25 protein-coding genes and 1 pseudogene are annotated in these 25,470 nt (G+C 71.8%); 9 read left to right on the top strand and 17 right to left on the bottom strand.

Annotation, left to right across the window (positions count from 1 at the left end; all coding sequences use genetic code 11):
* Positions 1–46 precede the first annotated feature (46 nt).
* Positions 47–1,084, bottom strand: coding sequence for a hypothetical protein (locus WME75_RS30515; protein ID WP_437478481.1), 1,038 nt, complete (start codon positions 1,082–1,084; stop codon positions 47–49).
* A 221-nt stretch (positions 1,085–1,305) separates the two neighbouring features.
* Positions 1,306–1,833 (bottom strand): hypothetical protein, encoded by a 528-nt coding sequence (locus tag WME75_RS30520; protein WP_437478484.1) that lies wholly within the window; start codon positions 1,831–1,833, stop codon positions 1,306–1,308.
* Positions 1,834–2,024: 191 nt separating this feature from the next.
* Between WME75_RS30520 and WME75_RS30525 the strand changes: the two genes are divergently transcribed.
* The gene (locus WME75_RS30525) at positions 2,025–2,168 is read left to right on the top strand and encodes a hypothetical protein (RefSeq protein ID WP_437478487.1); all 144 of its coding nucleotides are present in this window, start codon (positions 2,025–2,027) and stop codon (positions 2,166–2,168) included.
* Positions 2,169–2,419: 251 nt separating this feature from the next.
* Here the strand turns inward: WME75_RS30525 and WME75_RS30530 are convergent, their stop codons facing one another.
* From WME75_RS30530 to WME75_RS30540, 3 genes are all read right to left on the bottom strand, one after another.
* Entirely contained in the window at positions 2,420–3,142 is a 723-nt protein-coding gene (locus tag WME75_RS30530) for a hypothetical protein (RefSeq protein WP_437478490.1), read from the bottom strand.
* The gene (locus WME75_RS30535; RefSeq protein WP_437478493.1) at positions 3,139–3,894 is read right to left on the bottom strand and encodes a hypothetical protein; all 756 of its coding nucleotides are present in this window, start codon (positions 3,892–3,894) and stop codon (positions 3,139–3,141) included. Before WME75_RS30535 ends, WME75_RS30530 begins: the two co-directional genes overlap by 4 nt.
* A 648-nt stretch (positions 3,895–4,542) precedes the next feature.
* Positions 4,543–4,668 (bottom strand): hypothetical protein, encoded by a 126-nt coding sequence (locus tag WME75_RS30540; RefSeq protein WP_437478496.1) that lies wholly within the window; start codon positions 4,666–4,668, stop codon positions 4,543–4,545.
* A 669-nt stretch (positions 4,669–5,337) separates the two neighbouring features.
* On the opposite strand from WME75_RS30540, the gene WME75_RS30545 reads away from it, so the two are divergent.
* Positions 5,338–6,204: a hypothetical protein gene (locus tag WME75_RS30545; protein ID WP_437478499.1), complete on the top strand. Its 867-nt coding sequence runs from the start codon at positions 5,338–5,340 to the stop codon at positions 6,202–6,204.
* 59 nt (positions 6,205–6,263) lie between these two features.
* Here WME75_RS30545 and WME75_RS30550 read toward each other — a convergent pair whose 3' ends face one another.
* The 4 genes from WME75_RS30550 to WME75_RS30565 all read right to left on the bottom strand — a co-directional run bounded on the left by WME75_RS30550 (position 6,264) and on the right by WME75_RS30565 (position 8,329).
* Complete coding sequence (locus tag WME75_RS30550) at positions 6,264–6,647, bottom strand: hypothetical protein (protein ID WP_437478502.1); 384 nt, start codon at positions 6,645–6,647, stop codon at positions 6,264–6,266.
* Between the two features lie 96 nt (positions 6,648–6,743).
* Positions 6,744–7,295: a hypothetical protein gene (locus tag WME75_RS30555; protein WP_437478504.1), complete on the bottom strand. Its 552-nt coding sequence runs from the start codon at positions 7,293–7,295 to the stop codon at positions 6,744–6,746.
* Between the two features lie 193 nt (positions 7,296–7,488).
* Positions 7,489–7,917, bottom strand: a complete 429-nt coding sequence (locus WME75_RS30560; RefSeq protein WP_437478507.1) for an HNH endonuclease — start codon at positions 7,915–7,917, stop codon at positions 7,489–7,491.
* A complete protein-coding gene (locus WME75_RS30565; RefSeq protein WP_434046782.1) occupies positions 7,907–8,329 on the bottom strand; it encodes a hypothetical protein in 423 nt (140 codons plus the stop codon). The genes WME75_RS30560 and WME75_RS30565 overlap by 11 nt, the downstream gene beginning before the upstream one ends.
* 417 nt (positions 8,330–8,746) lie before the next feature.
* Here WME75_RS30565 and WME75_RS30570 point away from each other — a divergent pair.
* The 6 genes and pseudogenes from WME75_RS30570 to WME75_RS30595 form a co-directional block, all read left to right on the top strand.
* Positions 8,747–8,815 (top strand): annotated as a pseudogene (locus tag WME75_RS30570) (hypothetical protein); the annotation flags it as partial.
* Between the two features lie 346 nt (positions 8,816–9,161).
* The gene (locus WME75_RS30575; RefSeq protein ID WP_437478509.1) at positions 9,162–9,812 is read left to right on the top strand and encodes an RNA polymerase sigma factor; all 651 of its coding nucleotides are present in this window, start codon (positions 9,162–9,164) and stop codon (positions 9,810–9,812) included.
* The gene (locus tag WME75_RS30580) at positions 9,809–10,435 is read left to right on the top strand and encodes a JAB domain-containing protein (protein WP_437478512.1); all 627 of its coding nucleotides are present in this window, start codon (positions 9,809–9,811) and stop codon (positions 10,433–10,435) included. Before WME75_RS30575 ends, WME75_RS30580 begins: the two co-directional genes overlap by 4 nt.
* Before the next feature lie 202 nt (positions 10,436–10,637).
* Positions 10,638–13,358: a vWA domain-containing protein gene (locus WME75_RS30585; RefSeq protein ID WP_437478515.1), complete on the top strand. Its 2,721-nt coding sequence runs from the start codon at positions 10,638–10,640 to the stop codon at positions 13,356–13,358.
* Between the two features lie 63 nt (positions 13,359–13,421).
* Complete coding sequence (locus WME75_RS30590; RefSeq protein WP_437478518.1) at positions 13,422–13,757, top strand: hypothetical protein; 336 nt, start codon at positions 13,422–13,424, stop codon at positions 13,755–13,757.
* Positions 13,758–14,154: 397 nt separating this feature from the next.
* Complete coding sequence (locus WME75_RS30595; RefSeq protein WP_437478520.1) at positions 14,155–14,889, top strand: high-affinity nickel-transport family protein; 735 nt, start codon at positions 14,155–14,157, stop codon at positions 14,887–14,889.
* A gap of 27 nt (positions 14,890–14,916) precedes the next feature.
* Here the strand turns inward: WME75_RS30595 and WME75_RS30600 are convergent, their stop codons facing one another.
* The 8 genes from WME75_RS30600 to WME75_RS30635 all read right to left on the bottom strand — a co-directional run bounded on the left by WME75_RS30600 (position 14,917) and on the right by WME75_RS30635 (position 23,083).
* Positions 14,917–15,675, bottom strand: coding sequence for a response regulator (locus WME75_RS30600; protein WP_437478523.1), 759 nt, complete (start codon positions 15,673–15,675; stop codon positions 14,917–14,919).
* A 1-nt stretch (position 15,676) separates the two neighbouring features.
* Positions 15,677–16,867: a sensor histidine kinase gene (locus WME75_RS30605; protein WP_437478526.1), complete on the bottom strand. Its 1,191-nt coding sequence runs from the start codon at positions 16,865–16,867 to the stop codon at positions 15,677–15,679.
* Positions 16,867–17,388 carry a Rab family GTPase gene (locus WME75_RS30610; protein ID WP_437478528.1) on the bottom strand — a complete coding sequence of 174 codons (522 nt, stop codon included), beginning with the start codon at positions 17,386–17,388 and terminating at the stop codon, positions 16,867–16,869. Before WME75_RS30610 ends, WME75_RS30605 begins: the two co-directional genes overlap by 1 nt.
* A gap of 3 nt (positions 17,389–17,391) precedes the next feature.
* Positions 17,392–19,131, bottom strand: coding sequence for an OmpA family protein (locus tag WME75_RS30615; protein WP_437478531.1), 1,740 nt, complete (start codon positions 19,129–19,131; stop codon positions 17,392–17,394).
* An 88-nt stretch (positions 19,132–19,219) separates the two neighbouring features.
* The gene (locus WME75_RS30620) at positions 19,220–19,810 is read right to left on the bottom strand and encodes a hypothetical protein (RefSeq protein WP_437478533.1); all 591 of its coding nucleotides are present in this window, start codon (positions 19,808–19,810) and stop codon (positions 19,220–19,222) included.
* 335 nt (positions 19,811–20,145) lie between these two features.
* Positions 20,146–20,844: a hypothetical protein gene (locus WME75_RS30625; RefSeq protein ID WP_437478536.1), complete on the bottom strand. Its 699-nt coding sequence runs from the start codon at positions 20,842–20,844 to the stop codon at positions 20,146–20,148.
* A complete protein-coding gene (locus WME75_RS30630; RefSeq protein ID WP_437478539.1) occupies positions 20,841–22,094 on the bottom strand; it encodes an MbnH family di-heme enzyme in 1,254 nt (417 codons plus the stop codon). The genes WME75_RS30625 and WME75_RS30630 overlap by 4 nt, the downstream gene beginning before the upstream one ends.
* A 5-nt stretch (positions 22,095–22,099) precedes the next feature.
* Complete coding sequence (locus WME75_RS30635; protein WP_437478542.1) at positions 22,100–23,083, bottom strand: MbnP family copper-binding protein; 984 nt, start codon at positions 23,081–23,083, stop codon at positions 22,100–22,102.
* 307 nt (positions 23,084–23,390) lie between these two features.
* Here WME75_RS30635 and WME75_RS30640 point away from each other — a divergent pair, with 307 nt between their 5' ends.
* Positions 23,391–25,466, top strand: a complete 2,076-nt coding sequence (locus tag WME75_RS30640; protein ID WP_437478545.1) for a TonB-dependent receptor — start codon at positions 23,391–23,393, stop codon at positions 25,464–25,466.
* Positions 25,467–25,470: the final 4 nt, after the last annotated feature.

A 25,470-nucleotide genomic window follows, 5' to 3' on the forward strand; every position in this document is an offset into this window, starting at 1 on the left:
AGGTGGCGAAGAGCGGGTGGAGTGGCGTTCTGCCTTGCTCCGCGGCCTACCAGGAGACGGAGACCCCCGCCCCGGGAGCGCTCCCGACCCGGACCGGCGCCTCCGGCGCCAGCAGGTAGGCTGCCGCCCCGGCGCTGGCGGCAGCCAGCCCTGCACCGATGAAGGCGCCGACGGAGATCGCCGTCCAGGTCGTCGCGCGGCCGTCGGCCGCCGTGAACTCGCCGCAGGCGGAGGCGCCGGGGCAGCCGTGCGCGTTCTCCCATCGAACATGGTGAAGGGCCGCGGTCCGGTCGTCGCCCGCATCGTTGGCCTTGACGACCGAGACGCCCCCGAGCACCCCCAGCGCCGCGGAGCTGGCGGCCAGCGCGCCCGTGGTCCACCAGCGCAGCGTGGGGCCGGGCTGGGAACGCGGCGGCGCCGCCGGCGGCAAGCCGCGTCCGCCGCTCGCTACCGGCCGCAAGGGCGGCGCCGCCGGCTGGGCGGGGACGAACATGAGCCGCACGGTCCGCTCCCCGCCCGCCTCGACAGCGACGACATCGCCGACCTTCGCGCCGCCGAGCTGCGCCGCCACCTGGTGCTGGCCAGGGGCCACGAAGACGGGGTGCTTGAGCGGAGAGACGCCCACCTGACGCCCGTCCACGAGCACGTCAGCGCCAGGGTCGCTCACGCGCACCTCGAGCGCGCCGATGTGCCGGCGCGCCTCGGCGAAGTTCGCCCGCGCGGCCCCGTACTTGTCCTTGTGGCCGGGCGGAACCTGGATCTTCGGCGCGTCGGGCGTACCGACCCTGTCGAAGTAGATCGTCAGGAACTCCGCCGCGGTCGCGAACTCGCGGAGCCTGAACGACAGCATCCCCACGTTGAACGCGTCAGAGGCGCTCCCGGTGAGGCGCCACAGCGTCAGGTGAACGTCACGCGCGTCGGCGATGCGCCCTTCGGCGACCAGCCGCTCGGCCTGCTGCTGCAAGTCGTGCTCCGCCTTGCTCGGCGGGGGGCGCTGCGGCAGCGGCGGCTCCGCCACGGCAGGCGACGGACACTCCAGCAGCAGCGCAAGCGCGAGGACCGGGCCATAGAGCAGGCGTTGCATGGTCTCACTCCGGGAGCTCGGGGGTGGGGATCGCCCCGCGCGTCCGGGGCGTCGTCATCGCTACCTCCATCCGGGCCGGCGGCGAAGCGCTCTCTCCCCTGTCCGCGCCGCGTCGCCCCTGCCAGCACCTCCCGGCGGCTGCCCCAGCTACCCCGGGACGCGTGCCAGCAGCGCTCCGCCGCGTACACACCTTCGCGCTCGCGCTGCTCTGGACGGTTCCGTCAGGGCCTGCAGCTGTTGGTATGAAACGGATGGTGCCCCCATACGACCGAGAAGAGACAGAGGTAGATCGTAGCTGTCCCCTTCCATATCTTGTCCACGTCAGGAACAACCTCATTGCCGAGCGCCGGGGGGATTGGCTGGTAGCCGCGATAGGTGTCCTCGATTTCCTGAGCGATGTCGCTCGTCACCGGCTCCTCGTGGGGGTCGTCCGTGCGATGGACGGCGTAGTAGGGACCGAGGAAGCTCACGTGGAAACCGAGCGAGTGCGTGGGAAGGATGATGTGGGCCGAGTACGCTGGGTCGACCCACCCTGCCAAGATATGGAGCGACTCGTCTTGCAGGCGGTATCGAGCCCCCAACCGGCGGAGCATCGTCTCCCACGTCCCGTATTCTGCCCGTCCGCGTTTTGCGGAGTCCACCAACCGGCGGTGCTCCTCCGTAGCGTCGTAGCCGGGATCGTGTCTAGGCATACCACTTGGGTAAAAGCGGTAGATTACGTCAAACAGATCGGAGCGTGTCACGGCCATTATTTGACCCTGGCGCCGAGCTTTGGGTAGCGAAGCGCGAACAGTTCTTCCATCTTTTCCCGGAATTCTCTGCAGAACATTGCTGTTGGTCGTTTGCGATCGTCTGGCCAAGTCGGTCCGCCCGGCCGCCGTCGCGGCCGAGCTGGGCGTCACCCATAGCGACCTCGCGCGCCGCTCCGCCCCCCGGCCAGGTGGACATCGACGGTCCCGGTGGCTACGGCGGCCCCGGGCGCGGCGGCGACTCGATCGGCATCGCCTACCTCGACGAGGACCAACTCACGCTGGCGGGCGTGACCTACGAGCTGGGACCGCCGGGCCGGGAGAGGGCGGCGTGAGCTGGGACTGGTCGGGCGAGACGATCACGGGGGAGGATGGCATTCAGGTAGAGACGCTGCGCTTTCCTGAGTAAATGGATTGAAGCTCACTGCGGCGAGCTATCCGGCTCGATAGGACCGGGCGCGAAGGTCGACGGTCACGTCGGCGAGCTCGGCCCGCTCTGGACGGTTCGAGCCCGGTCCGCTGCGCTTCATGCTCTGCCAGATCGCTTGGGGTGCCGGTGAGCGCCGAGGTTGAGAGCATCACCGGCTTACCATGCGTCTGAAAAAAGGCAATCGTATAGCCTAGCCTCTCCCAACCGTCGTAGATTGGTCGCCACGTCCGGCACGACCACGTTGCCGACCTCCGGTGGCATGCGCTCGTATCCCCATGTCGCTTCGATCTCCTGGGCGATTCCCGCAGCGTACGGCTGCTCTTCGGGCGATAGATTGAAGCAGATGACCTGCCGCGTGGGTTTATCTTCCATCGAAGGTGGCTCAACAAGCTCGGGCTTGACCAGCCTGATCAGCTTGCCAACCCAGGCGGGCAGGATGTAGACCGTATCATGGACGAAGATCGTAACGGCGCGAGGTGGCGTCGCGCGGAGCGTTTTCTCCCTCTCGATCTCCTCGAGATCATCAACGAGGCGCGAGCTGTAGACGATGTAATAAGGAACCAGGAAGCTCACCCTCAATTCAATTGCATGTCGGTATTCTCCGGTGGCCTTCGGAAGATAGAGAGAGCCGGAATAGCAGGCATCGTGACTTCCCGTCGCGAGATGGACCGAGAAATTGTCGACCTCGTTCTCGGGGAACTGCTCACGCAGGCGCCGCAACATGCCAAGCCACCGTTCGCAATCGGCGCCGGCTCGGCGACGGGCGTCCACCAGCCGTCGATCCTCTTCTGTTTGCACGCGGCCAAGATCCTCGTACGGAACCCGCCGAGGATAGTAACGATGTACGACGTTGAACAATTCCTCGACCGCGTGCTTCATGGCTGTGTGACTCTGGATCCACCCACGCGCTTACGGAGGCTGATGTCCATCTCATCCTTTAACATAGCGCAGTAGATCCCTTGCGGAATAGTGGGGTTTGCCCTCATTACTTTACGCGTAGCTTTGCTTGCTACGTCGGCACTGATACGCGCGGCCTCGTCCGCTGAGATCTGCCCCTGAGCTCTGTTTCGCAGTGGCATCCCAAACGTCATCTGTGGACATTCCCAGAATTCCGGATACACCTCGACCCACCGCTTGATCTTCAGACGAACGGAGGCTTTCTGCCAGCCTCCCGATTCGCCTGTTCCGTCGTCGGTGATCGTCGTGACGAACCTGAAGATGTTTGGCGAGAAGCCGTTCACTCCGGCCGGCGGGCACTTCGAACTGCAGCGGTCACTACAGAATACATAAGTATGGCCGTCTCCGGTGGTGTCACCGGGACCTGAGCATGTGCCGTTTGTCGGACTCTCCGAGCTGTCTTTCGGGTGCTCTTCTTCCTCTTCTTCTGAGCTATCCGTTTTGTTGCACTGGATCTTTTGCTCACTGGCGTCTTGCCGTTCTCCCGATGGCGCATCTCCGAAGTCACCGGATGCGCTGGAGCTGAAGACCGGGATGGGCTCTGAACCTGGACCCGCACCTGCGCCCGAGGTCCATTCCTCGCGAGGGTAGCAGTCTCCCACCGTCCAGTTGCATGCCGCCAACACCCAGATCGCGATGGCTACAAATAAAAACAGACTCCTTCTTGAGCTCATTTGGCACTCCATCGCACCACAGGGCCGGCAACGACAACGACGGATGCATGGCCTGGGAGCACAAGACTTCTTCCGCCGATCCAATCCACATTAGCGCTCGCCGATATGCCCAGCGGCCCCATAACGTACGCGCTGGCTTGCGCATGTCCGCCTACCGCCATCCCGGCAACCTGTCCACACAAGGTGTTTCCATTGGTCGTACCGTCCAGAGCGTGGGCCACTGCGCAGCTGTCCGCGGCGCCAGTGTTCGTCAAGCTGCTGGCACCGGCGGTCAGTCCATGTAGCCGTGAGAGCGCACGGACGGCGGTGCGCCCTGGGCTGCACGACGTCGCCCGCGTGCCAGCGCCACGAGCGAACGCGACCCGCCGCGACGCCCTGGGCGGGCCGCCGCCGCGGTTGACGGCGCGCCGGCGCGCCGATCGTCGTGGTGAGCCCGGCCTCGTCCGAGCGGCCCTTGGTGATCGACGGCTACAAGCGGGTGCGGCTGCTTCGTCGCCTGGGGCAGGACACGGTGTGGGCAACGGCATGGGCTCTGGGCGCGCGCTCGAGGAACTCGCCGGCGACGGCCCCGAGCTCACGCGGCGCTTCTACCTGGAGGAGATGATCCCCTCGTCGAGCGGCGAGCCACCCGAGCCGCTCGGCCTGCTGCTACAAGTCGTGCTCCGCCTTGCTCGGCGGGGGGCGCTGCGGCAGCGGCGGCCCTGCCGCGGCAGGCGACGGACACTCCAGCAGCAGCGCAAGCGCGAGGACCGGGCCATAGAGCAGGCGTCGCATGGTCTCACTCCGGGAGCTCGGGGGTCGGGATCGCCCCGCGCGTCCGGGGCGTCGTCATCGCTACCTCCATCCGGGCCGGCAACGAAGCGCTCTCTCCCCTGTCCACGCCGCGTCGCCGTGCCAGCACCTCCCGGCGGCTGCCCCAGCAACCCCGGGACGCGTGCCAGCACCCGCTGGTACGCCTCCTCGGACCTGCTGGTACGCCTCCTCGGACCCGCTGGTACGCCTCCTCGGACCTGCTGGTACGCTTCCTCGGACCTGCTGGTACGCTTCCTCGGACCTGCTGGTACGCCTCCTCGGACCTGCTGGTACGCTTCCTCGGACCTGCTGGCACGCTTCCTCGGACCTGCTGGTACGCTTCCTCGGACCTGCTGACACGGTTCCGGGTCGTCTCGGCGGCGCTGGCCCCGCTCCCCGGCCCGCCGGCCGCGCTCCGCGGTCTGCTGGATTCGCGCCCCGGCCTGCTGGGGCGCGTCCCGGGCGCGCCCCAGCAGCTGCCCGGCGTTGACAACGTGCTCTTCGGACGGCCGTGCCCGTCTGGATTGGATTGCCCCGAGCCGGCGTTGACAACGGGCTCTTCGGACGGCCGAGCCCGTCTGGATTGGATTGCTCCGAGCTCTGCCGTGGTGTTACGCTCGCCCGCTCGGTACCCCCACTGGAGGTAGGTTCATGGGAATCGAACTGTCGCAAGAACAACACGCGGTCCTGAAAGAGACCCGCGCCGTCGCTACCCCCGCAGAGTTCCAGTCCTTCCTGGAGACCGCGCGCCCCGAGATGGACCGCATCGTCCGCGAGGTCATGGAGCCGAGCCAACCCATCTCGACCACCCTCACGGAGCTCCGGGACCTCTATCTGTCGGTCGTCCAGTACGAGGCGCCGCTCGCGAGCAAGGCCTACGGCCCCGAGCGCCGCGCGCTGCTCCGCGGCGCCATCCAGCTCCTCGACACGGCGAACCTCTGGTTCGGCGAGGGCAAGCGCACCGGCGCCTACCAGGTCCGGCCCGTCGACCAGGTGATCAAGGCGAGCCGGCCGTGGCGCGCGCGGCTCAAGGCGTTCGCCGACCAGGCGTTCGCGTTCGAGCCGGACGTCGCCGAGCAGTTCGCCGACGTCAACACGAGCGGCACGCTCACCGAGGAGACAAGCGATCTCGCCATGCTGCTCCGGCTCGCCCAGCAGCACCAGACCCGCCTCTCGCCCGTCGGCCTCACCGAGGTCTTCCTGCGCGAAGGCAGCGCCCTGCTCGACGAGGTGAGCGGCCGCGACCTGCTCGGCATCCTCGGCCTGCGCAACCGGGAAGAGGCGATGGTGCTCCGCAACGCCATCGTGACCTATGCCACGCTGCTCGGGAACGAGGCGCGCGCCGCCGGCGTCAACGCCTGCTGGGACATCCCCGAGGGCAAGCGCCGCTTCAGCGCCACCTCGTTCCGCAACGCCCTGCGGAGGCTCCGCCCGAAGCGCCGGGGCACCGCCGCCGCGCCGGACGAGCCTGCGCCGCCCGAGCCTGCGCCGGGCGAGCCGACAGGCGCACAGGTCTGACGCCGCGCCGGATCGAGAACGCGGCACGCTAGCGCTGCGGACCCGCCGCAACCCCTCCGTCATTCCGGCAGGAGCGCCTGACTCAGCCGGTCGCGCTCCGCCAGGGCCGGGCTCTCCTCCGGGAAGATCAGGTTGACCTGCTCCGCGCCCCGCGCGAGGCACCGCACGAAGCCGGCGAGCCGCGCGAGGTTCTCATCGGCGCGCGCTGGCCGTTTCGGGAGCGCCTGCGAGGGGCTGCGGCGCGGGTCATCGGCCTGGGCGCGGCGCGGGCGGGAGCGGCGGGGAGACCGCGCCTGCGCCGAGGGCGCGCGCCGCGAGCGCGCTCGGTGGAAGCGGCGCGCCGCTGCGCGAGGGCTCGCGACTCCGCGCGACGGCGGGCGGCCGGCGAGCGACGCGCGCCGCGCCGCGGCGGCCTCCTTGTGCGGCCGCCGCGCTCGGATCACGAGGCGCGCAGTCGCCCCTGGCGGGTGCGGGCCGAACGGCCTGGCCATGCACCCGCGGCGCGAAGCGCCGTCGGGTGCATGACGTGGTTGGGCGGCTCATACCACGAACGTCGCGTCGGGCCAGAGTTTCACCAGCGCCTCCACACGAGCGGCAAACAGACCCTTCAGAGCATCGCCGGCGGCCCGGGACGCGCGCGGAACGTGCTCGCATGCATGCATCGGGATGTACGGCAGTTCGATCATGAAGTCGCGGAATGACGCCCACGGTGAGGTCGGGTCAATGCGGGCTGATGACCACCCCTCGCCGAACTCCACCATGTTGCGCCAGTAGGGCTGCACGACGCCGCTGACGACCCGCGGGAACACGTCGAAGTACGACCAGTTCCAGTCGATGTACGGCCGAACCGACGGCGCTGCTTGCGCGATCTGCGCCTCGAAGTGGTGCGTCCGCAACGGCTCGATGCTGACGGTGATGAGAGGCACCGCCGTGGCGGCTACCCCACCGCCGCCAATGAACAGCAACGGCGGGCAATCGGGCGAGTAGTAGCCCCAATCGAGGCCGAGGTGCTTCGGGTCTGACTTCCACCGATCGAACTGATCGCGGAGCAGAGTCGTAATGCCACAAGGAGGTTCGTGATTGGCCTGCATCTGGTCACCCAATGAGCGCAAGGGAACCGCAGAGCCGACGCCGCGTTAACCGTGTGGAGCGGCCCGGGGTTGCGCGGGCTGGCGCGTCTGCGTAGCTCTCATCGGCATCACGGTCCGCCCGCCCAACGCCCTGCCGGTCTGCCGCGGCGCGCAGCGCCGCCGGCAGCAGCGGCTGGTTGGGCAGCTTCATGGTTCAATCATCGGGCGGATGCCAACCCACAATGACCCAGCCTCGCCGGGCTTCCACGACCTCGGCGCGGTTCAGGCGAACCGCAGCGATCGTGGCTCGGCCAGTTGGCGTCTTGCCGATGATCAGAGATCCCTCCGTGCTCCAGCTGAAATGATCCAGCCAGGTCTGCTGTCGTGGGTTGAAGAGACGCACGACTTCCCCGGTGTACGGGTCGGGAGCAGCGATTCGATTGCCCTTGTGATCGTTGCACATCGAGCATGCGAGCCAGAGGTTTTCCCTGGCCGTAGCTCCGCCCAGCGACTCAGGGATAATGTGGTCGATCTCCATCGGCGTGCCGACGATACGCGCCGAGGTCAGGCAGTAGCCGCAGCGATGGCGCGCCTCACTGGCGACCTGCTCACGCAGCGCCCTCCCGATGTAGCTACGGCTCATGTCCTTGGTGAAGCCCCGAGACGTCATGACCTCGCTGTTTGAGCAGCGCGGCAGATCGGGAACGAACCAGCATGATCCGCCTGTACTCCTTCATGAGCGTCGCGAGCGCCTCGATGTCCGACGCGGAGAGCCCTTCACTCTGGCGCTTGATGTGCAGCTCCTCGAGATCCGCGGCCTTCTCCGGGGCGAGGCTCTGCCTGGCGGCCCGCCATAGATCCTCGTCACCTAGCAAGTGCAGCGCGGCGATGGCCTCCGCCATGTCGGCCGGCAGCCCATCGGGCTCGTCAGGGAGGGAGGTTGCCACCGCATCGACGAGCTCGGCCTCGACGGTTCGTTGCGTCGTCTGCGCGCGGCGAGCCAGGCGCTCGTACAGCGGCTCGGGCAGGTTCACGGTAACGGCTTGAACGGCCATGTCCTAGTTTACGATGAGCCGTCGAGGCAAGCAAGCTCGGCGGTGCAAGGCAGCGCCGACGCGCAGCCGGCCAGTCTCCTCTGCCGTGCCATGATCGGTACCATCGTCTGCCCAACGTCGCAATTAGCTGTGACGCATGACATATCTACGCATTTTCACATGTAGGCCGCGAACCGTGGCACCCTATCTCCATATTCCCGAGGATAAGTCGCGGCCCATCATGGCCTATCTCCGCAATCCCGCAGATAGGCCGCGACCTTCCGCAGCCTATCTGCGGGATTGCGGAGATAGGCCGCCGCTGCGTACCTACGTATTCCCGTTGCTAGGTCCCGGACGGCGACGGAGTGTCGTCGCGCAAGATTCGCGCCGATGGCTGGGTACCCATCCGCTTCCACAGCGGCAACCCCCCCACGGCAGATGGGCGCGGAAGAGGTCACGGCCTTCCTTGACGAGCTTGCGGTCGCACGCCGCACCGCGGCATCCACGCAGAACCAAGCGCTGTGCGCGCGCCTCTTCCTTTACAGGCGGGTTCTCGACCTGCAGATACCCCGGCTCGAAGCGCTCGAACGCACACGCCGGCCGGAGCACCTCCCCTCGGTCCTCTCGCGGCAGGAGACGCTCACCTTGCTCGAAGACTTCGTCCCGCCTTTTCGGCTCATCGGCGAGCTCCTCTACGGAAACGGCCTCCGGCTCCTCGAAGCGCTTTCGATTCGCGTCAACGACGTCGACCTCGATCGACGACAAATATCGGCAGTGCAACAAGCAAGTGCTGCCCGCGACGGCGCCAACCGTCCGGGCAGCGTGGCCGAACCCCGCGCAAACGAGGTCCGACATGGAAACGGTACGTCCACGCCCCGAACAGGGCCAAGAGATCGATCCGCCCTCACGCCGCCGCCCGCGCTCCACGGCGCGCGGCCGGCTCGTCCGCCCGCCCGAGCCCCATCGAGAATCGCCGCCCCCCGCGGTCTACCTCGAAGCCGCCGCGCTCCTCGAACAGCGCCCGCTCATCCGCAGCACGCTCCGCGCCCGCGGCGTTCGCGCCGCGGATCTCGACGACGTCACGCAGGAGACCGTGCTCGGCGCCTGGCGCAGCCTGCGCGCCGGCCGCTTCCGGCCGTCTCCGGGACAGCCGCCGGCCGACGCCCTCCGCACCTGGCTCGCCGGTGTCGCCTTGCGACAGGCATCGCACTACCGCGACAAGGCGCACCGGCGGCACGAGGTGCCCGCGGTCGATCCTGACCGGCTCGCTCCCCTCGCGGCTCCCTCTCCGGAGGAGCGCATCGTCGCGCGCGGGCTGCTCCGTGGCTTCCACCGTCTCCGCGCGGAGCTCCGCGAGGTCCTGGCGCTCACCGCCTCCGGCCTGACGATGCGCGAGATCGCGGCGGCGCTCGCGATCCCGAGGCCGACGGTGGCCACGCGGCTCCGCCTCGCGCGGCGCCTCTTCGCCCGGTCCCTCACCCGCCGGCGGAGGTGGCCCCGATGAGCAGCGCACCCGCCGACGCCCCCGCCGAGACGGCGGCCGAGATCCCGACCGCGACCGAGGCCGGCCTGATCGAGATGGTGCTCGCCATCCCGGCCGTGGGGCCGCGCATCCTCGGCACGGCCGCCCTCCCCTCCCTCGGTCGCCTCTCTCCGGCGGCCATCGCCGAGCGAACCCAGATCGCGCTCGTGGACGCGACCCGCCTCGCCGCGGCCTTCGAGCTCGGCCGCCGCGCCCACGCCGCGCGCGCTCGCCGAGGCGCGCTCCTCACCGACGCCGCCCGCGTGGCGCGGTACTTCGGCCCGAGGCTCGCGCCCCTCGTCCACGAGGAGCTCTGGATCGCGGCGCTCGACAGCCACGGCCGCATCCGCGAGACGCGCATGCTCGCCCGCGGTGTCGACGACGCCCTGTACGCAGGCCGCGCGACCATCCTGCGCACGGCGCTGGACATGGCAGCCATCCGCTTCGTCCTGGCCCACAACCACCCGAGCGGCGATCCGGCGCCGACCGGGGAGGACCAAGCGATGACCCAGGAGCTCCGCGATCTCTCCTGCGCGCTGAACGTCCCGCTCCAGGCGCACGTCATCGTCACGCCCAGCGGGCGGTACCACGCCGTCCTCGAGTAGGCCATCGTGGGGGCGGCGCTCCCGCCTCACCTGACCCCCTCGTCCCCGGAACCTCCGCGCGGCGCCGCTGTCTTTCCGCAGGCACGACGGACAGCCGGCCAGCGCGGCCGAGCGCCCGCCTGAAGGACGCGGATCCGCGCGTCCTCGGCGCGGTTCCTGATGACGTGAGCGCGCCGCTCCGCGCGGCGCACAGGGGAGATCTATGCCCAGCGCGAACACGACGGACGCCGGGGATGGCGCCACCGCCGCCACCGATCCAGACCTCACGGCCGCGGGGCCTCCCGACGCGGCGAGCACCGGCGAGGCCGCCGAGGCCGCGGTGCGCTCCGTGGAGATCCTCATCTCCTGGGGCACGACCGTCCTCCTCGTCCAGCACCTCGCGCCGCCCCGCGCGTTCGACGTCGGCGAAGGGCGCGACGACGAGCGCCCGTGCGACGGCTTCCTCCCCGAGCGCGTGCTCGGCGCGCGCCGCGCGCCCCTCCTTGAGGTCGATCGCGCCGGGCGCGTCCGCTTCGTCCTTCTCGGCGCCGCGACGGGGACGCTCACCCTGGGCGGCGCGCCCCTGTCCGCCGCCGCCGCGCGGGAGCGGCACGCCGGCGCGGCGCACGCGGAGATCCCGGGCGCGGTGCGCGTCCCCCTCCCCGCGCACGCCCGCGTGGACGTCGAGATCGCGGGCGTCCGGATCCAGGTCGGCGCCGACGTCGCCGCGGGCGAGCGCGCGCGCCGGTCGCTCGTGAACCGGAAGAGCCTCGCCCTCCACGCCGCCTCGGCGGCCCTGCACCTCGGGCTCCTCGGCGCGCTCGCGCGCTGGGCCCCGCCCCTCGTCGACCCGTCCTCCGGCATGAGCGCCGATCGGATCGCGCTCGTGCAGCGGTACCTCGCGTCCGCGGACGAGCGCGAGCTGCACGCTTCGCACGAGGAGGAAGGCAAGCGGAGCGCGGACGCGAAGGAGGGCGGCACGGGAACGAGGGCGAAGGGCGAGGAAGGTTCGATGGGCAACCCGCCCCCGCCCGGGACGGCGATGGGGAACCTGTGGGGGGTGGCAGGCCCGAGCGATCGCCCCGCGCCGCACGGGACGCCGCAGGAGGCGCTGCGCGACGCCGCGGAGTTCGGGATGATCGGCCTGCTCCACCACGGCGCCGGCGGCCAGCCGAGCGCGCCGGCGACGGCGTGGGGCCACCCCAGCGCGCCCGCGGGCGCCGGCGGATCCGGCCTCCCCCTGGACGGGCTCGGGGACGGCGCCGGCGGCCTCGGGGACTCAGGCGGCGGAGGGCTGGGGCTCGGCGCCATCGGGACGATCGGGCACGGCGCGGGCGCCGGGACAGGCCAGGGGTTCGGCAGCGGTCACGGGCGCGCCGGCGCCGCCGCGCCGCCAGGATCGCCGCGGGGCGCGGCCGCCTACGCTCCGGAGGCCGAGGTCCCGCTCGATCCGAACGGCCGCTTCGCGACCACGTACCGGCCCGGGGGCGGTCACCTCGCCGCCTTCGAGGCCGCCCTCGCGCGCGGCGTCGTGCCCGAGGCGGAGCGCGAGCTCGTCAGCGACGTCGGCGCCCGCTACGCCCCGGAGGTCCCGCTCGCGCCCGGCAAGGCGCTCGGCCTGCGGACCGACCTGGAGCGCGCCGCGCTCGGACCGGGCGGCGGCGCCCTCCACCTGCGCCTCGCGCTCCGCTCCGCGGCGGCGGCGGCGGCGGCGCGGCCGCACCTCTCGGTGCACCTCGTCCTCGACACGAGCGGCTCGATGGCCGGCGCGCCGATCGAGAGCGCCCGCCGCGCGGCGCAGGCGCTCGTCGACCGCCTCGCGCCCACCGACGACTTCTCGCTCACCACCTTCTCGAGCGACGCCGAGGTGACGATCGAGGACGGCCCGGTCGGCCCGCGCCGCGCGGCGATCCGCGGCGCCATCGAGGAGATCCGCGAGGGCGGCGGCACGAACATCGGCGCGGGGCTCACGCTGGGCTACGCGCAGGCGAGCCGGCCCGGCATCCCCGAGGACGCCGTGCGCGTGGTGCTCCTCGTCTCCGACGGCCGCGCGACGAGCGGCGTCACCCACGGCGAGCGGCTCGCGGGGCTCGCGCGGGGCGCCTTCCAGCGCGGCGTCCAGACGAGCGCGCTCGGGCTCGGCGACGACTACGACGGCCAGCTCATGAGCGCGATCGCGAGCGACGGGGCCGGCGGCTACTACTACCTGCGAGACCCGGCGCAGATCGCGCCCGCGCTGTCGACCGAGCTCGACAAGCGCCTCGACCCGGTGGCGACCGCCGTCGAGGTGCGCGTCCGCCTGAAGCGCGGCGTCGACCTGCTCCGCGTCTACGGCTCGCGCCGGCTGAACGACGCCGAGGCCTCCCGCGTCCGCGCCCAGGAGATCGCCGCCGACGTCGCCGCGCTGTCGCGGGACAGGATCGCGGTCGACCGGCGCGACGATGCCGAGGGCGGCATGCGCTTCTTCCTGCCCATCTTCGCCCGCGATGACCGGCACGCCCTCTTGCTCAAGCTGAGCGCCGAGCCCGGCACCGGGAAGCGTACCCTGGCGACCGTCGAGCTCAAGTACAAGGACCGACTCTCCAGGAAGAACGTGATCGAGGAGATCCCGATCGAGGTGCGCTACGCGGACAGCGACGCGGCGAGCGCGGCGTCCGTCGACGCCTCGATGACGCGGACTCTTCAGGGCTTCGCCGCGGGCGAGTCGCTCGCCGAGGCCGCCGCCCGCGTCGGGCGAGGCGACCCGAGCGGCGCGGCCACGCTCCTCGCCGAGCGCGAGGGCATCCTGCGCGAGGCCGCGGCCCGGCTGAACGAGCCGCTGTTCCTGGAGGACGCTGCGCGCCTCGCGCGCCTCCGCTCGCACATGGGCGCAGAGCACGGCCTCGGCGACCCGCTCGTGCTCGCGATGCTGCTGGAGACGGCGGGCCGATCCCACCTGCGCTGACGCGCGCAATCGCAGCGCGCGCACGGGCGGAGGCGTCGCCCAGGTGGTAGGCTGAGCGCGGCCATGACAGAGAGAGTCTCATCGACCGGCCGCGCTGCGCTGCGAGAGTCGCTGCTCCAATTCTCCGCCTTCGCCGACGCGCTCGAATCCCGTGCCATGCGCGAGGCCATCGAAGCCTGTATTACCGTCCTGGACGCTCCCGGACCCCTTGACAAACGCGTCCTTGCCCCGTGGCTCAAGGTCGTCCACGAACGCGCTGCCGAGGTCTTTCGTCGGGGCATCCGCGAGACCTCGGGGATGCTGCGCCAGCAGATGATGCACGGGCTGAAGCAGGCCGAAGAGGACGCGGTCTGGATGCAAGAGGCCATCGACGCGCTGAGTCGAGACCACGCCAACTGACACGCCGGGAGGAAACGGCGTCGGGGGTCCTGGGGACCGCGCGCTCGTACAAGAGATCTGTATTCCTCGAACCACGCTGGAAGCGACGCGGCGTGGGACGATGGTTGTGGATGGACTGCTGACCGACTGCTGATGGATGAGCGCGCCTCGTCAGGCTGCGCTGTTCGGGTGTCACGCCTCTCCGCGCCGAGCCCGACAAACCGACTTTCTTGGGCCGAGTCAAGAGGGCATTCTTCACCGGATCTGCCGGGAGTCCAGGGAGCTCCGCGGGTCGGACGAGACGAGGCCGAGCGCATCGCCCCCGCGCGCGCGGGGGGGCGATGCGCCGCGGGCGCTGCAGGGAGCCGCCCCACGCCGGCGTAGCACGGGGCGCGTGGTCCGTGCTACGCAACGGGCCATGTTCGCCTCGGCGTTTCCGCTGCTGCTCCTCGGCTTCTCGCTCGGTATGCGCCACGCCACCGACGCGGACCACGTGATCGCGGTGGCGACGATCGTGAGCCGCGTCCGGAGCCTCGGGGTGGCGCTGCTGATCGGCGCGATGTGGGGTCTGGGGCACACCCTCACGCTGATGGTCATCGGGGGCGGCATCCTCCTGTTCGGGCTCGTTGTGCCGCCGCACGTGGGCCTGGCCATGGAGCTCACGGTCGCGCTGATGCTGATCGGCCTCGGCACGTACCACCTCCTGCGGCTCTACCGGTCGGTCCGGCGGGGCGAGCCGCAGGCGCAGGGGGCGGAGCATCACGACGGCCACCGGCACGGCGTCGGCTGGGCGGATCGCGTGTTCGGCCGGTCGCGCCTCTACGTGAGCTTCCGGCCGCTGCTCATCGGCGTGGTGCACGGGGTGGCGGGCTCCGCGGCGGTCGCGCTCCTGGTGCTGACCACGGTGCACGATCCGCGGTGGGGGCTCGGGTACATCGCGCTGTTCGGCGCAGGCACGATCGCCGGGATGATGCTGATCACCGGGATGCTGGCCGTGCCATTCGCGTACACGAACGCCCGCTTCGGCGGGATGCACCGCGCGCTCGGCGCGGCCGCGGGCCTGCTCAGCGTGGGCTTCGGCCTGTTCCTCGCCTACGACATCAGCATCGGGTCCGGGCTGTTCACGGCCAACCCGCAGTGGACGCCCGGCTGACGGCGCCCGCCGCGGGCCACCGGGCGCCTACCGGCTCGCGGTCGACCACGCGCGCTCGGCCTCGCGCGGCGGCGGCGGCGCGAGGTGCGCGTCGATCTGGGTCATCAGCCAGTCCATGAACTCGTCCTTCAGGATCGTCTGCGCCACGTGCAGGTCGGTCCAGACGGGCGCGCGCGCCGCGGCCCGATCGCTCGTCTGCACCACGACCGGGATCGTGCAGAACCTCGCGTCGGCGCGCATCGCGCGGATGAGCTCCATCCCGTTCATGACGGGCATGTGGACGTCCACGATGGCCAGCGCCACGGGCTCGCTCGAGAGCAGCGCGAGGGCGTCGCGCCCGTTCTCGGCCTCGAGCACGGTGAAGCGCGGCTCGAGGATGAACCGGTAGCACTCGCGGATGTCCGCGTCGTCGTCCACGACGAGGACGGCGACCCCCTCGACGGCGCCGAGCACGCGCTCGACGGCGGCGCGCAGCTCCGGGGCGGTGACGGGCTTCCGCACGTAGCCGGCGACCCCTCGCAGGATCGCCTCCGCCGGCTTGTTCACGACGGAGACGAGCATCACGGGCACCCGCTCGCGCGATTGCACGAGCCGGTTGAAGGCGAAGCCATCCATCTCGGGCATCAGGAAATCGGTGAGGATGAGGTCCGGCGTCCAGGTCCGGAGGAGCTCCAGCGCCGCGCTCCCGCCGCTCACGGTCCGGACGTCGTACGCCGCGCCGCCGAGCGCCTCGGCCATCCACGCGAGCGTCCCCGAATCATCGTCGACCAGCAAGAGCTTGGCCATGTCATCCCTCCCTTGGCGTCTCGCGCTGGGCCTCGCCGCCCGCCGCCTCGCCCGCCGCGCCGACGCGCCGCAGCCGGACCCAGAACCTCGCCCCGCCTTCCGGCCGCGCCTCGTGGCCGATCGCCCCGCCCCACCGCTCCACCGCGATCCGGGCGCCGTAGAGCCCGAGGCCGCTGCCCGCCCCCGGGTCGCGGCCGTACGCGAACTTCTGGAACAGGCGCGGCGCGATGGCAGGCGAGACGCCCGGGCCCTCGTCCTCCACCGTCACGCGAGCCCACCCGGGCTCGTCCTCGTGCACGAGGACCCGCACCGACGTGCGCGCAGGCGCGAAGCGGAGCGCGTTCTCGACGAGGTTGGAGACGACGCGCGCGAGCCTGCGCCCCTCGCCGAGGACGCAGCACGGCTGTCCCCCGCCGCTCTCCGGCGGCCCTTCCAGGCGAACACACCGGCTGCACGCCATGGGCAGGAGCGCCTCGATGACCTGCGCGATGGTGCCGCGCAGGTCCGCCACCTCGGCGAGCTCGCCGCCGGAGGCATCGAGCGCGGCCCCCTCGGCGGCGAAGGTGTCGAGGATCTCCCGGATGAGCTCGCGCTGGCGCAGGGCGGCCTTCAGCGCGACCGCGGCGAGCGCGCCGCTCTTCTCGGGGAGCGGCTGCTCCTGCAGCAGGGACAGGGCGCCGAGGAGGCTGTTCAGCGGGCCGGAGAGGTCGTGGACGATGCAGTGGACGAGGACGTCCTTCCGCTCGACCTCGCGCGACAGCGCCTCGTGCACGAGGCGCAGCTCGCGCGCCCGCTGGAGGACGCGGCGGCGCTCGTGAAACAGCGCGTCGTTCCGGGTGATCACGAGCAGCCGCGAGGAGCCCACGCAGAGCGCCGTCGCCTCGAGGTGCAGCGCCTCGTCGTCCTCGGTCATCTGCGTCCAGCCGTCGGATCGCACGCTCCCCTGCGTGCAGCCGCCGGGTCGCGCGCTCCGCGATGCGTCCGTGGACCAGGCCCGCTCCGCCTCGGGGAGGAACACCTCCAGGAACGGCAGCGCGCGATCGATCCGGAGCGGCGTATCGCGCCACGGCGGCGCGATCCCGAGCCGGAGGAACCACGGCGGCGGCTCGCCGCGGACGACGAAGGTGCCGTCGCGCAGGCGCTCGAGCACGAGCTTGTCCAGCGCCGAGAGGAGCCAGGTGTCCACGTCCATCAACCCCGCCACAAGGGAGCATCGCTCCCCAGCATGGCGCGCGCGAGCGCGCTGAACGCGCCCTCGACCCCGGCGCCGGTCTTGGCGCTCGTCCTCGTGACAAGGAGGCCCGCCCTCCTCAGCCTGGCCTCGGCGGCCTCGTCGATCTCCCACGCTGCCGTGAGATCGGCCTTGTTCAGGGCGACGACGGACGGGAGCTCCCCGGCCGTCGCCCGCGCGGCGGCGTGGAGGCGGAGCCCCGTCTCCACCGTGAAGCGCCGCGTGCCGTCGATGACGAGGAGCAAGCCCGCGGCGCCGCGCACGTACGATATCTGGACGTCCTGGAACTCGTCCTCTCCGCTCAGGTCCCAGAGGAGGAGGTCGAGCTCGCGATCATCGCACCTCACGCGCCGCGTCTCGATCGTCACGCCGATGGTCGTCAGGTAAGACTCGGAGAAGATGCTGCGCGCGAAGCGGGCGACGAGGCTCGTCTTGCCGACCCCCGTGGCGCCCAGCACGCAGACCTTGCGTTTCTCCGCCATGACTCACTCCTTGCTCGCCGCGCGCAGGTCCACAAGGAAGATCACGCTGCGCGCGCGCCGCTCGTCCGCGCCGGCGATACACCCTGTCCGCGCCGCTCCCCCGGGGCAGGACGGGGACAGGAGCTCGCGCCGCAGGCCCGCGCCGCTCGCGCGCAGCCGGTCGGCCGGGACCCCGCGCGCGCCGAGCTCGGCCGCGACGTGCTCCGCGCGGGCCAGGCTGAGCGCGCGATTCGACGCCTCCGATCCGACCGGATCCGCGTAGCCGATCACGCGGATCTCGGCGGTCATGCCGGCCTCGCGCGCGAGCGCGAGCAGTCGATCGGCCGCGGCCGCGGCCTCGTCGACGCGCGCGCGCTGCTCGGAGGAGAGCCGCGCAGCGCCGCGGCGGAAGAGGAGCTCCACCCCCTCGAGGGAGCTCGCCGCGGCGCGCGCCCGGTCGATCGACTCCTGGGCCTGCAGGCGCTCGCCGTCGAACCCCGAGACGCCCGGGAGCACCGCCGCCGACCAGCGCGCGCGCTCGATCCAGCGCTCGGGCGCGACCCCGCTGGCCACGAGGACGCCGTCGCGCAGCGAAAGAGAGACCCCCGGCGGCGGCTCCAGCGCGCGCGCCGCCCGGCGCTCGACGATCTGCGGGTGGAGAGAATAGAAGGGCTCGAAGCGCAGCGTGACCGCCGGGGGCGCGGGGACGCCGCGCTCGATGACCGCCCTCGGATCGGCGGCGAGCGGATCGCGCACCCCCGTGAGCACGACCTGGCCGTCGCGCCGCTCCGCCGCGGTCACAAGCAGGCCGGGCTCGCGCCGCAGCGCCTCGACGCAGCCGGCGAAGCGGCGCTCGTCCTCCCGCGAGGCGCGCATCCAGAAGACGAGGGCGGTCGCGGCGAGCGCTGCCAGCACGGCGGCCGCCGCGAGCGCGGCCCGACCTCGGCCCGGGGCCGACCTGCGTTGCTGTTGCAGGCAGCGCGAGAGCAGCTCGCGGGCGCCGGAGAACGGCGTCCGATCGCCGCGGAAGCCGGCGAGCTCGCCCCCGTACGCGAGGTGAACGCGCTCCAGCGTCTCGCACAGGACGGTCCCGTACGCCGGCGGCGCCACGCCGCGCACGATGGCCACGAGGAGGGCCGACGGGCCATGCTCCACCCACCCCGTGAGATCTCCCACGCGAAAGCGCTCCAGCCGCGCATCGGTCCGGAACGCGTCGTGGGCGAACGCGTCGATGGCGGTGAGCATCGCCGAGACCTGATCGGGATCCCTGTAGGGGATGTCCTCGGCGGTCACGTGCTCGAGGACGATCCCCGTCCCGCGGTGGACAAGAAAGAGCTGCTCGGTCCGGTAGACCATCGAGCGGAGCAGCACCACCTCGGCGAAAGACCGCCCCGTGCGGCGCGCCTCGAGGCGCCAGCGCAGGCTCTCCCAGGACAGGCCGAGGGCGAGCGCCTCGTTGAGGCGCTGGATCATCGCGCGGAGAGCGCAGGCCACGGCCCTGCGGATGGCCGGCCCCATGGCGGGGGAGATCGCGTCCGCGAACGACCCCGGGTCCCGGCGCACGCGCTCGTGGATCGCGGCGGTGATGAGCGGCTCCAGCGCCCACGAGAGCGCCTCGCCCTTCTTGCGGCTCTCGATCACGGCCTCGGGCAGCGCCCCCGCGACCATCTCGGCCATGGACTGGTCCAGCCGCTCCTCGATCCGCCGGATGCGGCGCTGCTCGGGGCCCACGAGCAGGGGGCGGAGCTCTTCGAGCGTCCTCACCGGCGAGGGTGCCCCGCGACGCGCTCTCGGCTGTCCCATCGTTCGTCTCCGAACCTCCGCGCCCGCTCGCCGGAGCGGCGCCGTCGCCTCACGCGGCCTCGTCCGAGCGGCGCTCCGTCTTCTGGTACCGCTCGGACTCCGCGGCCCCCTCGCGCGTCGGCGTGTCCGGCGCGCCCGCGTCGGCGCTGTCGGTCCACATGGCGGCGAGCTCGCGCTCGAGCAGGTTGCTCAGCTCGCTCCGCGTACGCCGCGTCTCGTCGAGGAACGAGTTGGACTGTTCGAGCAGCTGTTGCCGGAGCTCGCGCTGCGTGCGCGCCACGAGATCTTCCAGCCGCTGGACCCGCTGCTCGAGCAGCTCGAGCCCCTCGCGCGAATCGCGCGCGATGTTGCCGAGCGCGCCGACGCCGGCCGCGCGGTGGGCCTCGATCGACGCGCTGAGCGCCTCGATCTCCCTGCGCACGTGCGCCTCCAGCACGTCCAGGCGCCGTCGCGCCTCGATCCGGAGCTCCTCCGCCTGGGCGGCGACCTGAGCGTCGGTGTGCGAGAGCCGGCGAGCGAGCTCGCGGAGCTGGGCGCCGCACAGGATGTCACGCACCTGCTCCAGGCTGTTGGTGATCGCGGATTCCGCATGCCCGGCGCTTGCTTCGAGCTCCGTCCGCCCGCTCGTCCTCATGGTCATGATGAAGATCCCCCCGACGCGCTACATGGGTCAGCGCCGCGGCTGCTGGTAGCCCTCGGGAGGCCGTCGGGGCTGGCCACGGCGCGGGCCGAGAAGCCGCTCGGCCGCTCCGGGGCGGCGCACAGCGCACGGGGGCTCCCGGAGCGCGGGAAGAGGCGTGCGCGCGGGGACGGACGCGGTGACAGCCATGGTCGCGAGGATCGCGCGCCGGACCGCCGCCGTGGGACGCTGGCGCCACGGAGGGCCTTCGGGGCGCCATGGAGGGCCTTCGGGGCCGGAGAAGGGCTCGGGGCGCCAGAGGGCTCAGGAGGGCCCTCTGGGCGCCACGGAGGCCCTCAGGGCGCCACGGAGAAGGAGACCGGCTCGCCGGGGAACGGTCCGCCGCCCTGCACGATGCGGTTGTTCTCGAACACCGCGTTGATCACGCTGGCGGTGATCGGCGCGCCGGCAGCGCGGAGCTTTTCCCAGGCCGCCGCGTCCGGCGTGTAGCTCAGCTTCGTCGTGAACACCCGGAGCAGCCCCTCGCGCTCTGCAGTCGAGAAGACAAGGAAGTAGGCGCGCCCGTTGATGGGCGTCCCGTGCGCCCGCGCCGCGCGCACCGGCCCGAGGAGCGCGCCGACCTCCGCCCAGAGCGACGCCCCCGCCGCGCCGGAATCCCCCGCCCCCGGCGCGGCGCCCGCGAACCGCAGCGCCGGCGCGGCCCCAGGGGCCCTCCACTGCGCCGCGCCCGCGACACGGAAGGTCAGCTCCGGCGCGGCGTCGCCGGCGAGCGTCGCGCCCTCCGCGGGCGCATCGAACACCGTCCCCTGCGACGGCTCGTCCTTCGGCGCCGCCGCGAGCAGCGCGAGCAGCGCCTCGTCGGTCGCGCCGCCCTCGTAGATGACGTCGTCCACGTCCGGCCCGGACGACGTCCCGCTCGACGTGTCCCCGTGGTCGTGGTCGTGGCCGCACGCCCCGGCGTACATCCCGGCCGACACGAGCGCCGCCAGCGCGGGGACGAGGAGCGCCCTCTGGAGGATGGGGGCCCGGCTCACGGCGCCTCCGCCCACGGATCCGCGTAGCGCGGGTCCTTCAGAAACTCATCGTCGGTCAGGCTCTGCAAGAAGGCGATCACGTCTGCTTTCTCCTCTGCTGTGAGATCGAACCCGGTGATGAGCTCGCTCTTATACCTGTTCTCGCTCCCCACACCGGCGCTGGGGCCGTCCTCGATCGTACGCCCTCCCGCGGCGTAATGGTCAAGCACCTCCTCGAGCGTCGCGACGCTGCCGTCGTGCATGTACGGCGCCGTGAGGGCGATGTTGCGCAGCGTGGGCGCGCGGAACCGGCCCATGTCCGCCTCGTTGCCGGAGATCTCGTAGACCCCGGCGTTGCCCTCGGGGTAATCCCCGCTCCCGCCGATGTTGTAGAGACCCGTGTTGTGGAACATCACCTCCGTGAAGGTGGTCCCGTCGTGCTGCACCGAGTCCGACAGGTTGAAGCCGCCGTGGCAGTGGAAGCACTCGAGCTTCTCGGAGAAGAAGAGATCCATGCCGCGCAGCGCCGCGTCCGGCATCCCCGAAGGGTCGCCGTCGTAGCGGTACCGGTCGTAGGGCGAGCGGTACGAGAGCAGCGACCGCTCGAACGCCGCGATCGCCTTCGTGATGTTGGCGAGGTCGATGGGGGCCTCGTCGCCGGGGAAGGCCGCGGGGAAGAGCTCCTGGTACAGCGGCTCGTCCCGGAGCCGCTCGAACAGCTCTTCTTCCATGCCCGCGAGCCCGAGCTCGACAGGGGTCTCGCCGAACATGGGAAGGAGCGCCTGCTCCTCGAGCGTGTCGAGGAGCGGATTCCCCCAGGTCAGCGTCGTGAGGTAAGCGACGTTGACCAGGGCCATCGAGCCGCGCGAGTGCAGCTGGCCGGTCGAGCCCTCGGCGCTCGCGAGGCCGTCGGTGAACGCGAGCTCCTGGACATGGCACGAGCCGCAGGAGTACGTGCCGTTGCCGGACAGGCGCCTGTCGTAGAACAGCCGCCTGCCGAGCTCGACCTTGGCCGACGACATCGGGTTGTCCTGGGGGACCTTCGGCACCGGGAAGCCCGGCGGCAGCCCCCAGACGTACGCGCCCGCGTCGCCTCCCCCGCCGCTTCCACCATCGCCCCCGCCCTGGCCGCCGGCGCCCTCCCCCGAAGGCCCGCCCGCGCCCGGCGAGACGACGTCGTCGCCGCAGGCACAGGCGAGGGCCGCCAGCGCGGCCAGGACAGAGGAGAGCGCGGAGCGGCGGAGGGCGGTCACCAGAGCGAACATGGTCATGGCTCCTAGTCTATCCTGAAGAACGACTGCTGCTCGGGGCGCGGCGAGCCGTCGGCGATGTCGACGCCGAGATGGACGAACAGGGGCGGACACTCGGGATCCGTCGGATCGGACATGCAACCCGGCGTGTCGTCGGGGCTCCCGGACACGTCGCTGTCCGTCACGAGCGCCGCATAGTCGACGAGCACCTTCGTCGTGAGCGGGTCGATGCCCTGGAAGGCAATCTCGGCCACGTTGGGGCGGTCGCACGCGGTCATCTCACCGCCGTCGCCGGCGACGCAGCCGGTGCTCCCGAGATGGACGAGGAAGGGGCTCGCGCCCACCTCGGAGACGCTGTCGAGGCGCAGGAACTTGTACCCGGCGTTCCAGCTCCAGAACAGCCCCGACAGATTGAGCGGCGACGGCGCGACCGAGGCGTCGCCGTGGTTGAGCTCGAACGGAACGCCGAGCTTGAACGACAGGCCATCGTACTCCCCGGCCGGAACCGTCCCGCGCACGAGCCCGTTCATCTCCCGCGTGCCGTTGGCGCAGCTGCCCGACCTGTCCTCGAAATCGAGGAGCACGACGTCCTCGTGCTGCCACAGCCCGTCCTGTTCGAGCGAGAGCGGCACCTCCTCGCCGTCCGCGCGGTGCAGGCGTACATCGTGAATGTACAGGCGGAAGTCGTTGAGCTTCACGTCCGTCGCCGCGGTGCCGACAGCGTAGGTGTCGCTGCAGGAGAACACCTCGTCGCCGACGCGGCCCTCGAACTGCAGCTCGACAGCGACCGCCGCGTCGCCGCCGCCGGCCCCGCCGCCGCCGGCCTCGCCGCTCCCCCCCTCGCCGCCCGACCCGCCGTCCCCGCCGGCCCCGCCGCCGGCGGCGCCCGTCGAGGTCGATGAGGTGCCATCGACAGGGTTCACCCCACCATCGCTGCCGCACGCCGTGAGCGAGAGCGCCGCCCCGACCAGCGGGAACAAGAGCCGTGATGCACGAAGACCGCGTTTCATGAGAGTCCTCCTGAGGAACCAAGGAACAACGCGCGCCACGATAGGCCGCGTCGTCACCAACCTGAATGCGTCATCTTGTCGCGATCGCTGTCGCGATCCGCTCCAGCGCACGAATCGAGCGGGCGCTGAAAAGTAACCCCCGCTCGTCCAGGAGCGGCGCCCGGCGGCCAGCGACAAGGAACGCCGCGGACACCCCGCGCCCGCCGCCTGAAACCTCTAGCAGGCGCGCCGGTGGGGTCCCAGGCGAGCGAGCGCATCCAGCTGCGTAGCACGAATTCATAAAAACGTGCTACGGAGCGGTCCCGGTGTGACCCTCTCCCTGCGCACGGCGCTCGCGCCGCTCCTTATCATCACCACGGCCGCCGTCATCACCACGGCCGCCGTCCCGGCGCGCGCCGGTGACGCCGCGCCGGTCGCGGTCGTGGTGCAGGGCGCGCCGCCGCCGCGCAGCGCCTCGGAGACGGTGCGGGAGCGGGCCGAGGTGCGGGCCGCGCCCCACCGCACCGCGAGCGACGTGCTGCAGCTCGTGCCGGGCGTGTTCGCCGCCCAGCACAGCGGCGAGGGCAAGGCGCACCAGATCTTCTTCCGCGGCTTCGACGCGGTCCACGGGCAGGACCTCGAGATCTGGATCGCGGGCGCGCCGGTCAACGAGGTGTCCAACGTCCACGGGCAGGGCTACGCCGATCTGCACTTCGTGATGCCCGAGGTGATCCGCGAGCTCCGCGCGCAACCCGGGTCGTACGACCCGCGCCAGGGGGACTTCGCCGTCGCCGGCACCGTGCGCCTCGAGCTCGGCTACGACGAGCCGGGGATCACCGCCACCGCCTCCGCCGGCTCGTTCGGCGCGCGACGGCTCTTCCTCGCCTACCACCCGGAGCACGCCGACGAGACAACGTTCGCCGCCTTCGAGGCGTACACGACCGACGGCTTCGGCCCCGCCCGCGCCGCCAGCCGGACCTCGGCCATCGCGCAGGGCGTCTACGAGCCCCTCGCGGGGGTCCGCGCGCGCGTGATGGTGTCGGCGTTCGCCTCGCGCTTCGGCTCCGCCGGCGTCCTGCGCCTCGACGACCTCGAGGCGGGCAAGGTCGACCGCTTCGCCTCGTACGACCCGGATCAGGGCGGCGACTCGTCGCGCGCGCAGCTCGTCGTCGACCTGCGCTCGTCCGGCGGCGACACCGCCCGCGGCGAGGGCCTCTCGCTCGCGCCGTTCGTCGTGCTGCGCGCGCTCCGCCTGCGCTCGAACTTCACCGGCTACCTCACGGATCCGACCTCCGGCGACGCCACCCAGCAGCTCAACGAGGCGATCACGGCGGGCGCGACCGCCTCGTACCGGCTCAGGTTCCCGGTGCTGTCGGATCGCGACACGTTCGAGGCGGGCATCGTCGCGCGCACCGACTGGATCGAGCAGTCGCAGCGGCGCCTCGCGGCCGTCGACGGCCGGCCGACCGCGACGCTCGTCGACGCGAAGGTGCGCGCGACCGACCTCGCCGGCTACCTCGACGCGTCGATCCGGCCGGCGCGGCGGGTCACGGTGCGCGGCGGGCTCCGCGCCGACGGGCTCGCCTACCAGGTCGTCGACCACGCCGGCGAGGGCGCGCAGGCGCGCAGCGCGCAGGGCGTCCACGTGGGCGGCAAGGGCACGATCGACGTGACGCTGCTCCCCGGGCTGCACGCGCTCGCCAGCGTGGGCCAGGGGTTCCGCTCGCCCCAGGCGCGCAGCCTCGGCGAGGGCGAGCGGACCCCCTTCACGCGCGCGCTCTCCGCCGAGGCCGGGCTCCGCTACGCGGACGAGCTCGTGAGGGCGTCGGCGGCGCTGTTCCACGCGCGCCTCAGCGAGGATCTCGTCTTCGACGAGGCGATCGGCCGCAACGAGCCCGTCCCCGCCACGGCCCGCACCGGGGTGGCCCTCGACGCCGTCGCGCGCCCCGCGCCGTGGCTCGTGTCGAGCGTCGGCCTGACGTACACGCGGGCCGCCTTCACCGCCGCGGGCGGGCGCTACGCGGCGGGCGATCTCCTCCCGTTCGTGCCGCAGGTCGTCGCGCGCGCCGATCTGGCGGTGACGCCGCGCCTCGGCGCGCTGTTCGGCCGGCGCCTCGAGGCCCGCGCGGGCGCCGGCGTGACGCTGCTCCACGGCCGCCCGCTGCCGTACGGAGAGCTCGGCCGCGACGCGCTCCTCACCGACGTGACGGCGCACCTCCGCTACCACCGCGTCGAGCTCGGGCTCGACGTCTACAACCTCCTCGACGCGGCCTGGTTCGACGGCGAGTTCGTCTACCCGTCGAGCTTCACCCGGGGCGCGGCGCCCGACCTCCTGCCCGCGCGGCACGTGACGGTCGGCGCCCCGCGCAGCTTCCTCGTCTCGCTCTCTCTCTTTCTCGGATGAGGTC

It is taken from the genome of Sorangium sp. So ce1014, from assembly GCF_051521505.1.
GTDB lineage: Bacteria > Myxococcota_A > Polyangia > Polyangiales > Polyangiaceae > Sorangium.

Excerpts from the sequence above, each read along its gene's own strand:
- WME75_RS30605 (WP_437478526.1), bottom strand. The coding sequence starts at position 16,867 with ATGGACGTGGACACCTGGCTCCTCTCGGCGCTGGACAAGCTCGTGCTC.
- WME75_RS30610 (WP_437478528.1), bottom strand. The coding sequence starts at position 17,388 with ATGGCGGAGAAACGCAAGGTCTGCGTGCTGGGCGCCACGGGGGTCGGC.
- WME75_RS30565 (WP_434046782.1), bottom strand. The coding sequence starts at position 8,329 with ATGGCCGTTCAAGCCGTTACCGTGAACCTGCCCGAGCCGCTGTACGAG.
- WME75_RS30555 (WP_437478504.1), bottom strand. The coding sequence starts at position 7,295 with ATGCAGGCCAATCACGAACCTCCTTGTGGCATTACGACTCTGCTCCGC.
- WME75_RS30635 (WP_437478542.1), bottom strand. The coding sequence starts at position 23,083 with ATGAAACGCGGTCTTCGTGCATCACGGCTCTTGTTCCCGCTGGTCGGG.
- WME75_RS30595 (WP_437478520.1), top strand. The coding sequence starts at position 14,155 with ATGTTCGCCTCGGCGTTTCCGCTGCTGCTCCTCGGCTTCTCGCTCGGT.
- WME75_RS30560 (WP_437478507.1), bottom strand. The coding sequence starts at position 7,917 with ATGAGCCGTAGCTACATCGGGAGGGCGCTGCGTGAGCAGGTCGCCAGT.
- WME75_RS30585 (WP_437478515.1), top strand. The coding sequence starts at position 10,638 with ATGCCCAGCGCGAACACGACGGACGCCGGGGATGGCGCCACCGCCGCC.
- WME75_RS30545 (WP_437478499.1), top strand. The coding sequence starts at position 5,338 with ATGGGAATCGAACTGTCGCAAGAACAACACGCGGTCCTGAAAGAGACC.
- WME75_RS30530 (WP_437478490.1), bottom strand. The coding sequence starts at position 3,142 with ATGAAGCACGCGGTCGAGGAATTGTTCAACGTCGTACATCGTTACTAT.
- WME75_RS30600 (WP_437478523.1), bottom strand. The coding sequence starts at position 15,675 with ATGGCCAAGCTCTTGCTGGTCGACGATGATTCGGGGACGCTCGCGTGG.
- WME75_RS30630 (WP_437478539.1), bottom strand. The coding sequence starts at position 22,094 with ATGACCATGTTCGCTCTGGTGACCGCCCTCCGCCGCTCCGCGCTCTCC.
- WME75_RS30515 (WP_437478481.1), bottom strand. The coding sequence starts at position 1,084 with ATGCAACGCCTGCTCTATGGCCCGGTCCTCGCGCTTGCGCTGCTGCTG.
- WME75_RS30540 (WP_437478496.1), bottom strand. The coding sequence starts at position 4,668 with ATGCGACGCCTGCTCTATGGCCCGGTCCTCGCGCTTGCGCTGCTGCTG.
- WME75_RS30580 (WP_437478512.1), top strand. The coding sequence starts at position 9,809 with ATGAGCAGCGCACCCGCCGACGCCCCCGCCGAGACGGCGGCCGAGATC.
- WME75_RS30535 (WP_437478493.1), bottom strand. The coding sequence starts at position 3,894 with ATGAGCTCAAGAAGGAGTCTGTTTTTATTTGTAGCCATCGCGATCTGG.
- WME75_RS30590 (WP_437478518.1), top strand. The coding sequence starts at position 13,422 with ATGACAGAGAGAGTCTCATCGACCGGCCGCGCTGCGCTGCGAGAGTCG.
- WME75_RS30575 (WP_437478509.1), top strand. The coding sequence starts at position 9,162 with ATGGAAACGGTACGTCCACGCCCCGAACAGGGCCAAGAGATCGATCCG.
- WME75_RS30620 (WP_437478533.1), bottom strand. The coding sequence starts at position 19,810 with ATGACCATGAGGACGAGCGGGCGGACGGAGCTCGAAGCAAGCGCCGGG.
- WME75_RS30520 (WP_437478484.1), bottom strand. The coding sequence starts at position 1,833 with ATGGCCGTGACACGCTCCGATCTGTTTGACGTAATCTACCGCTTTTAC.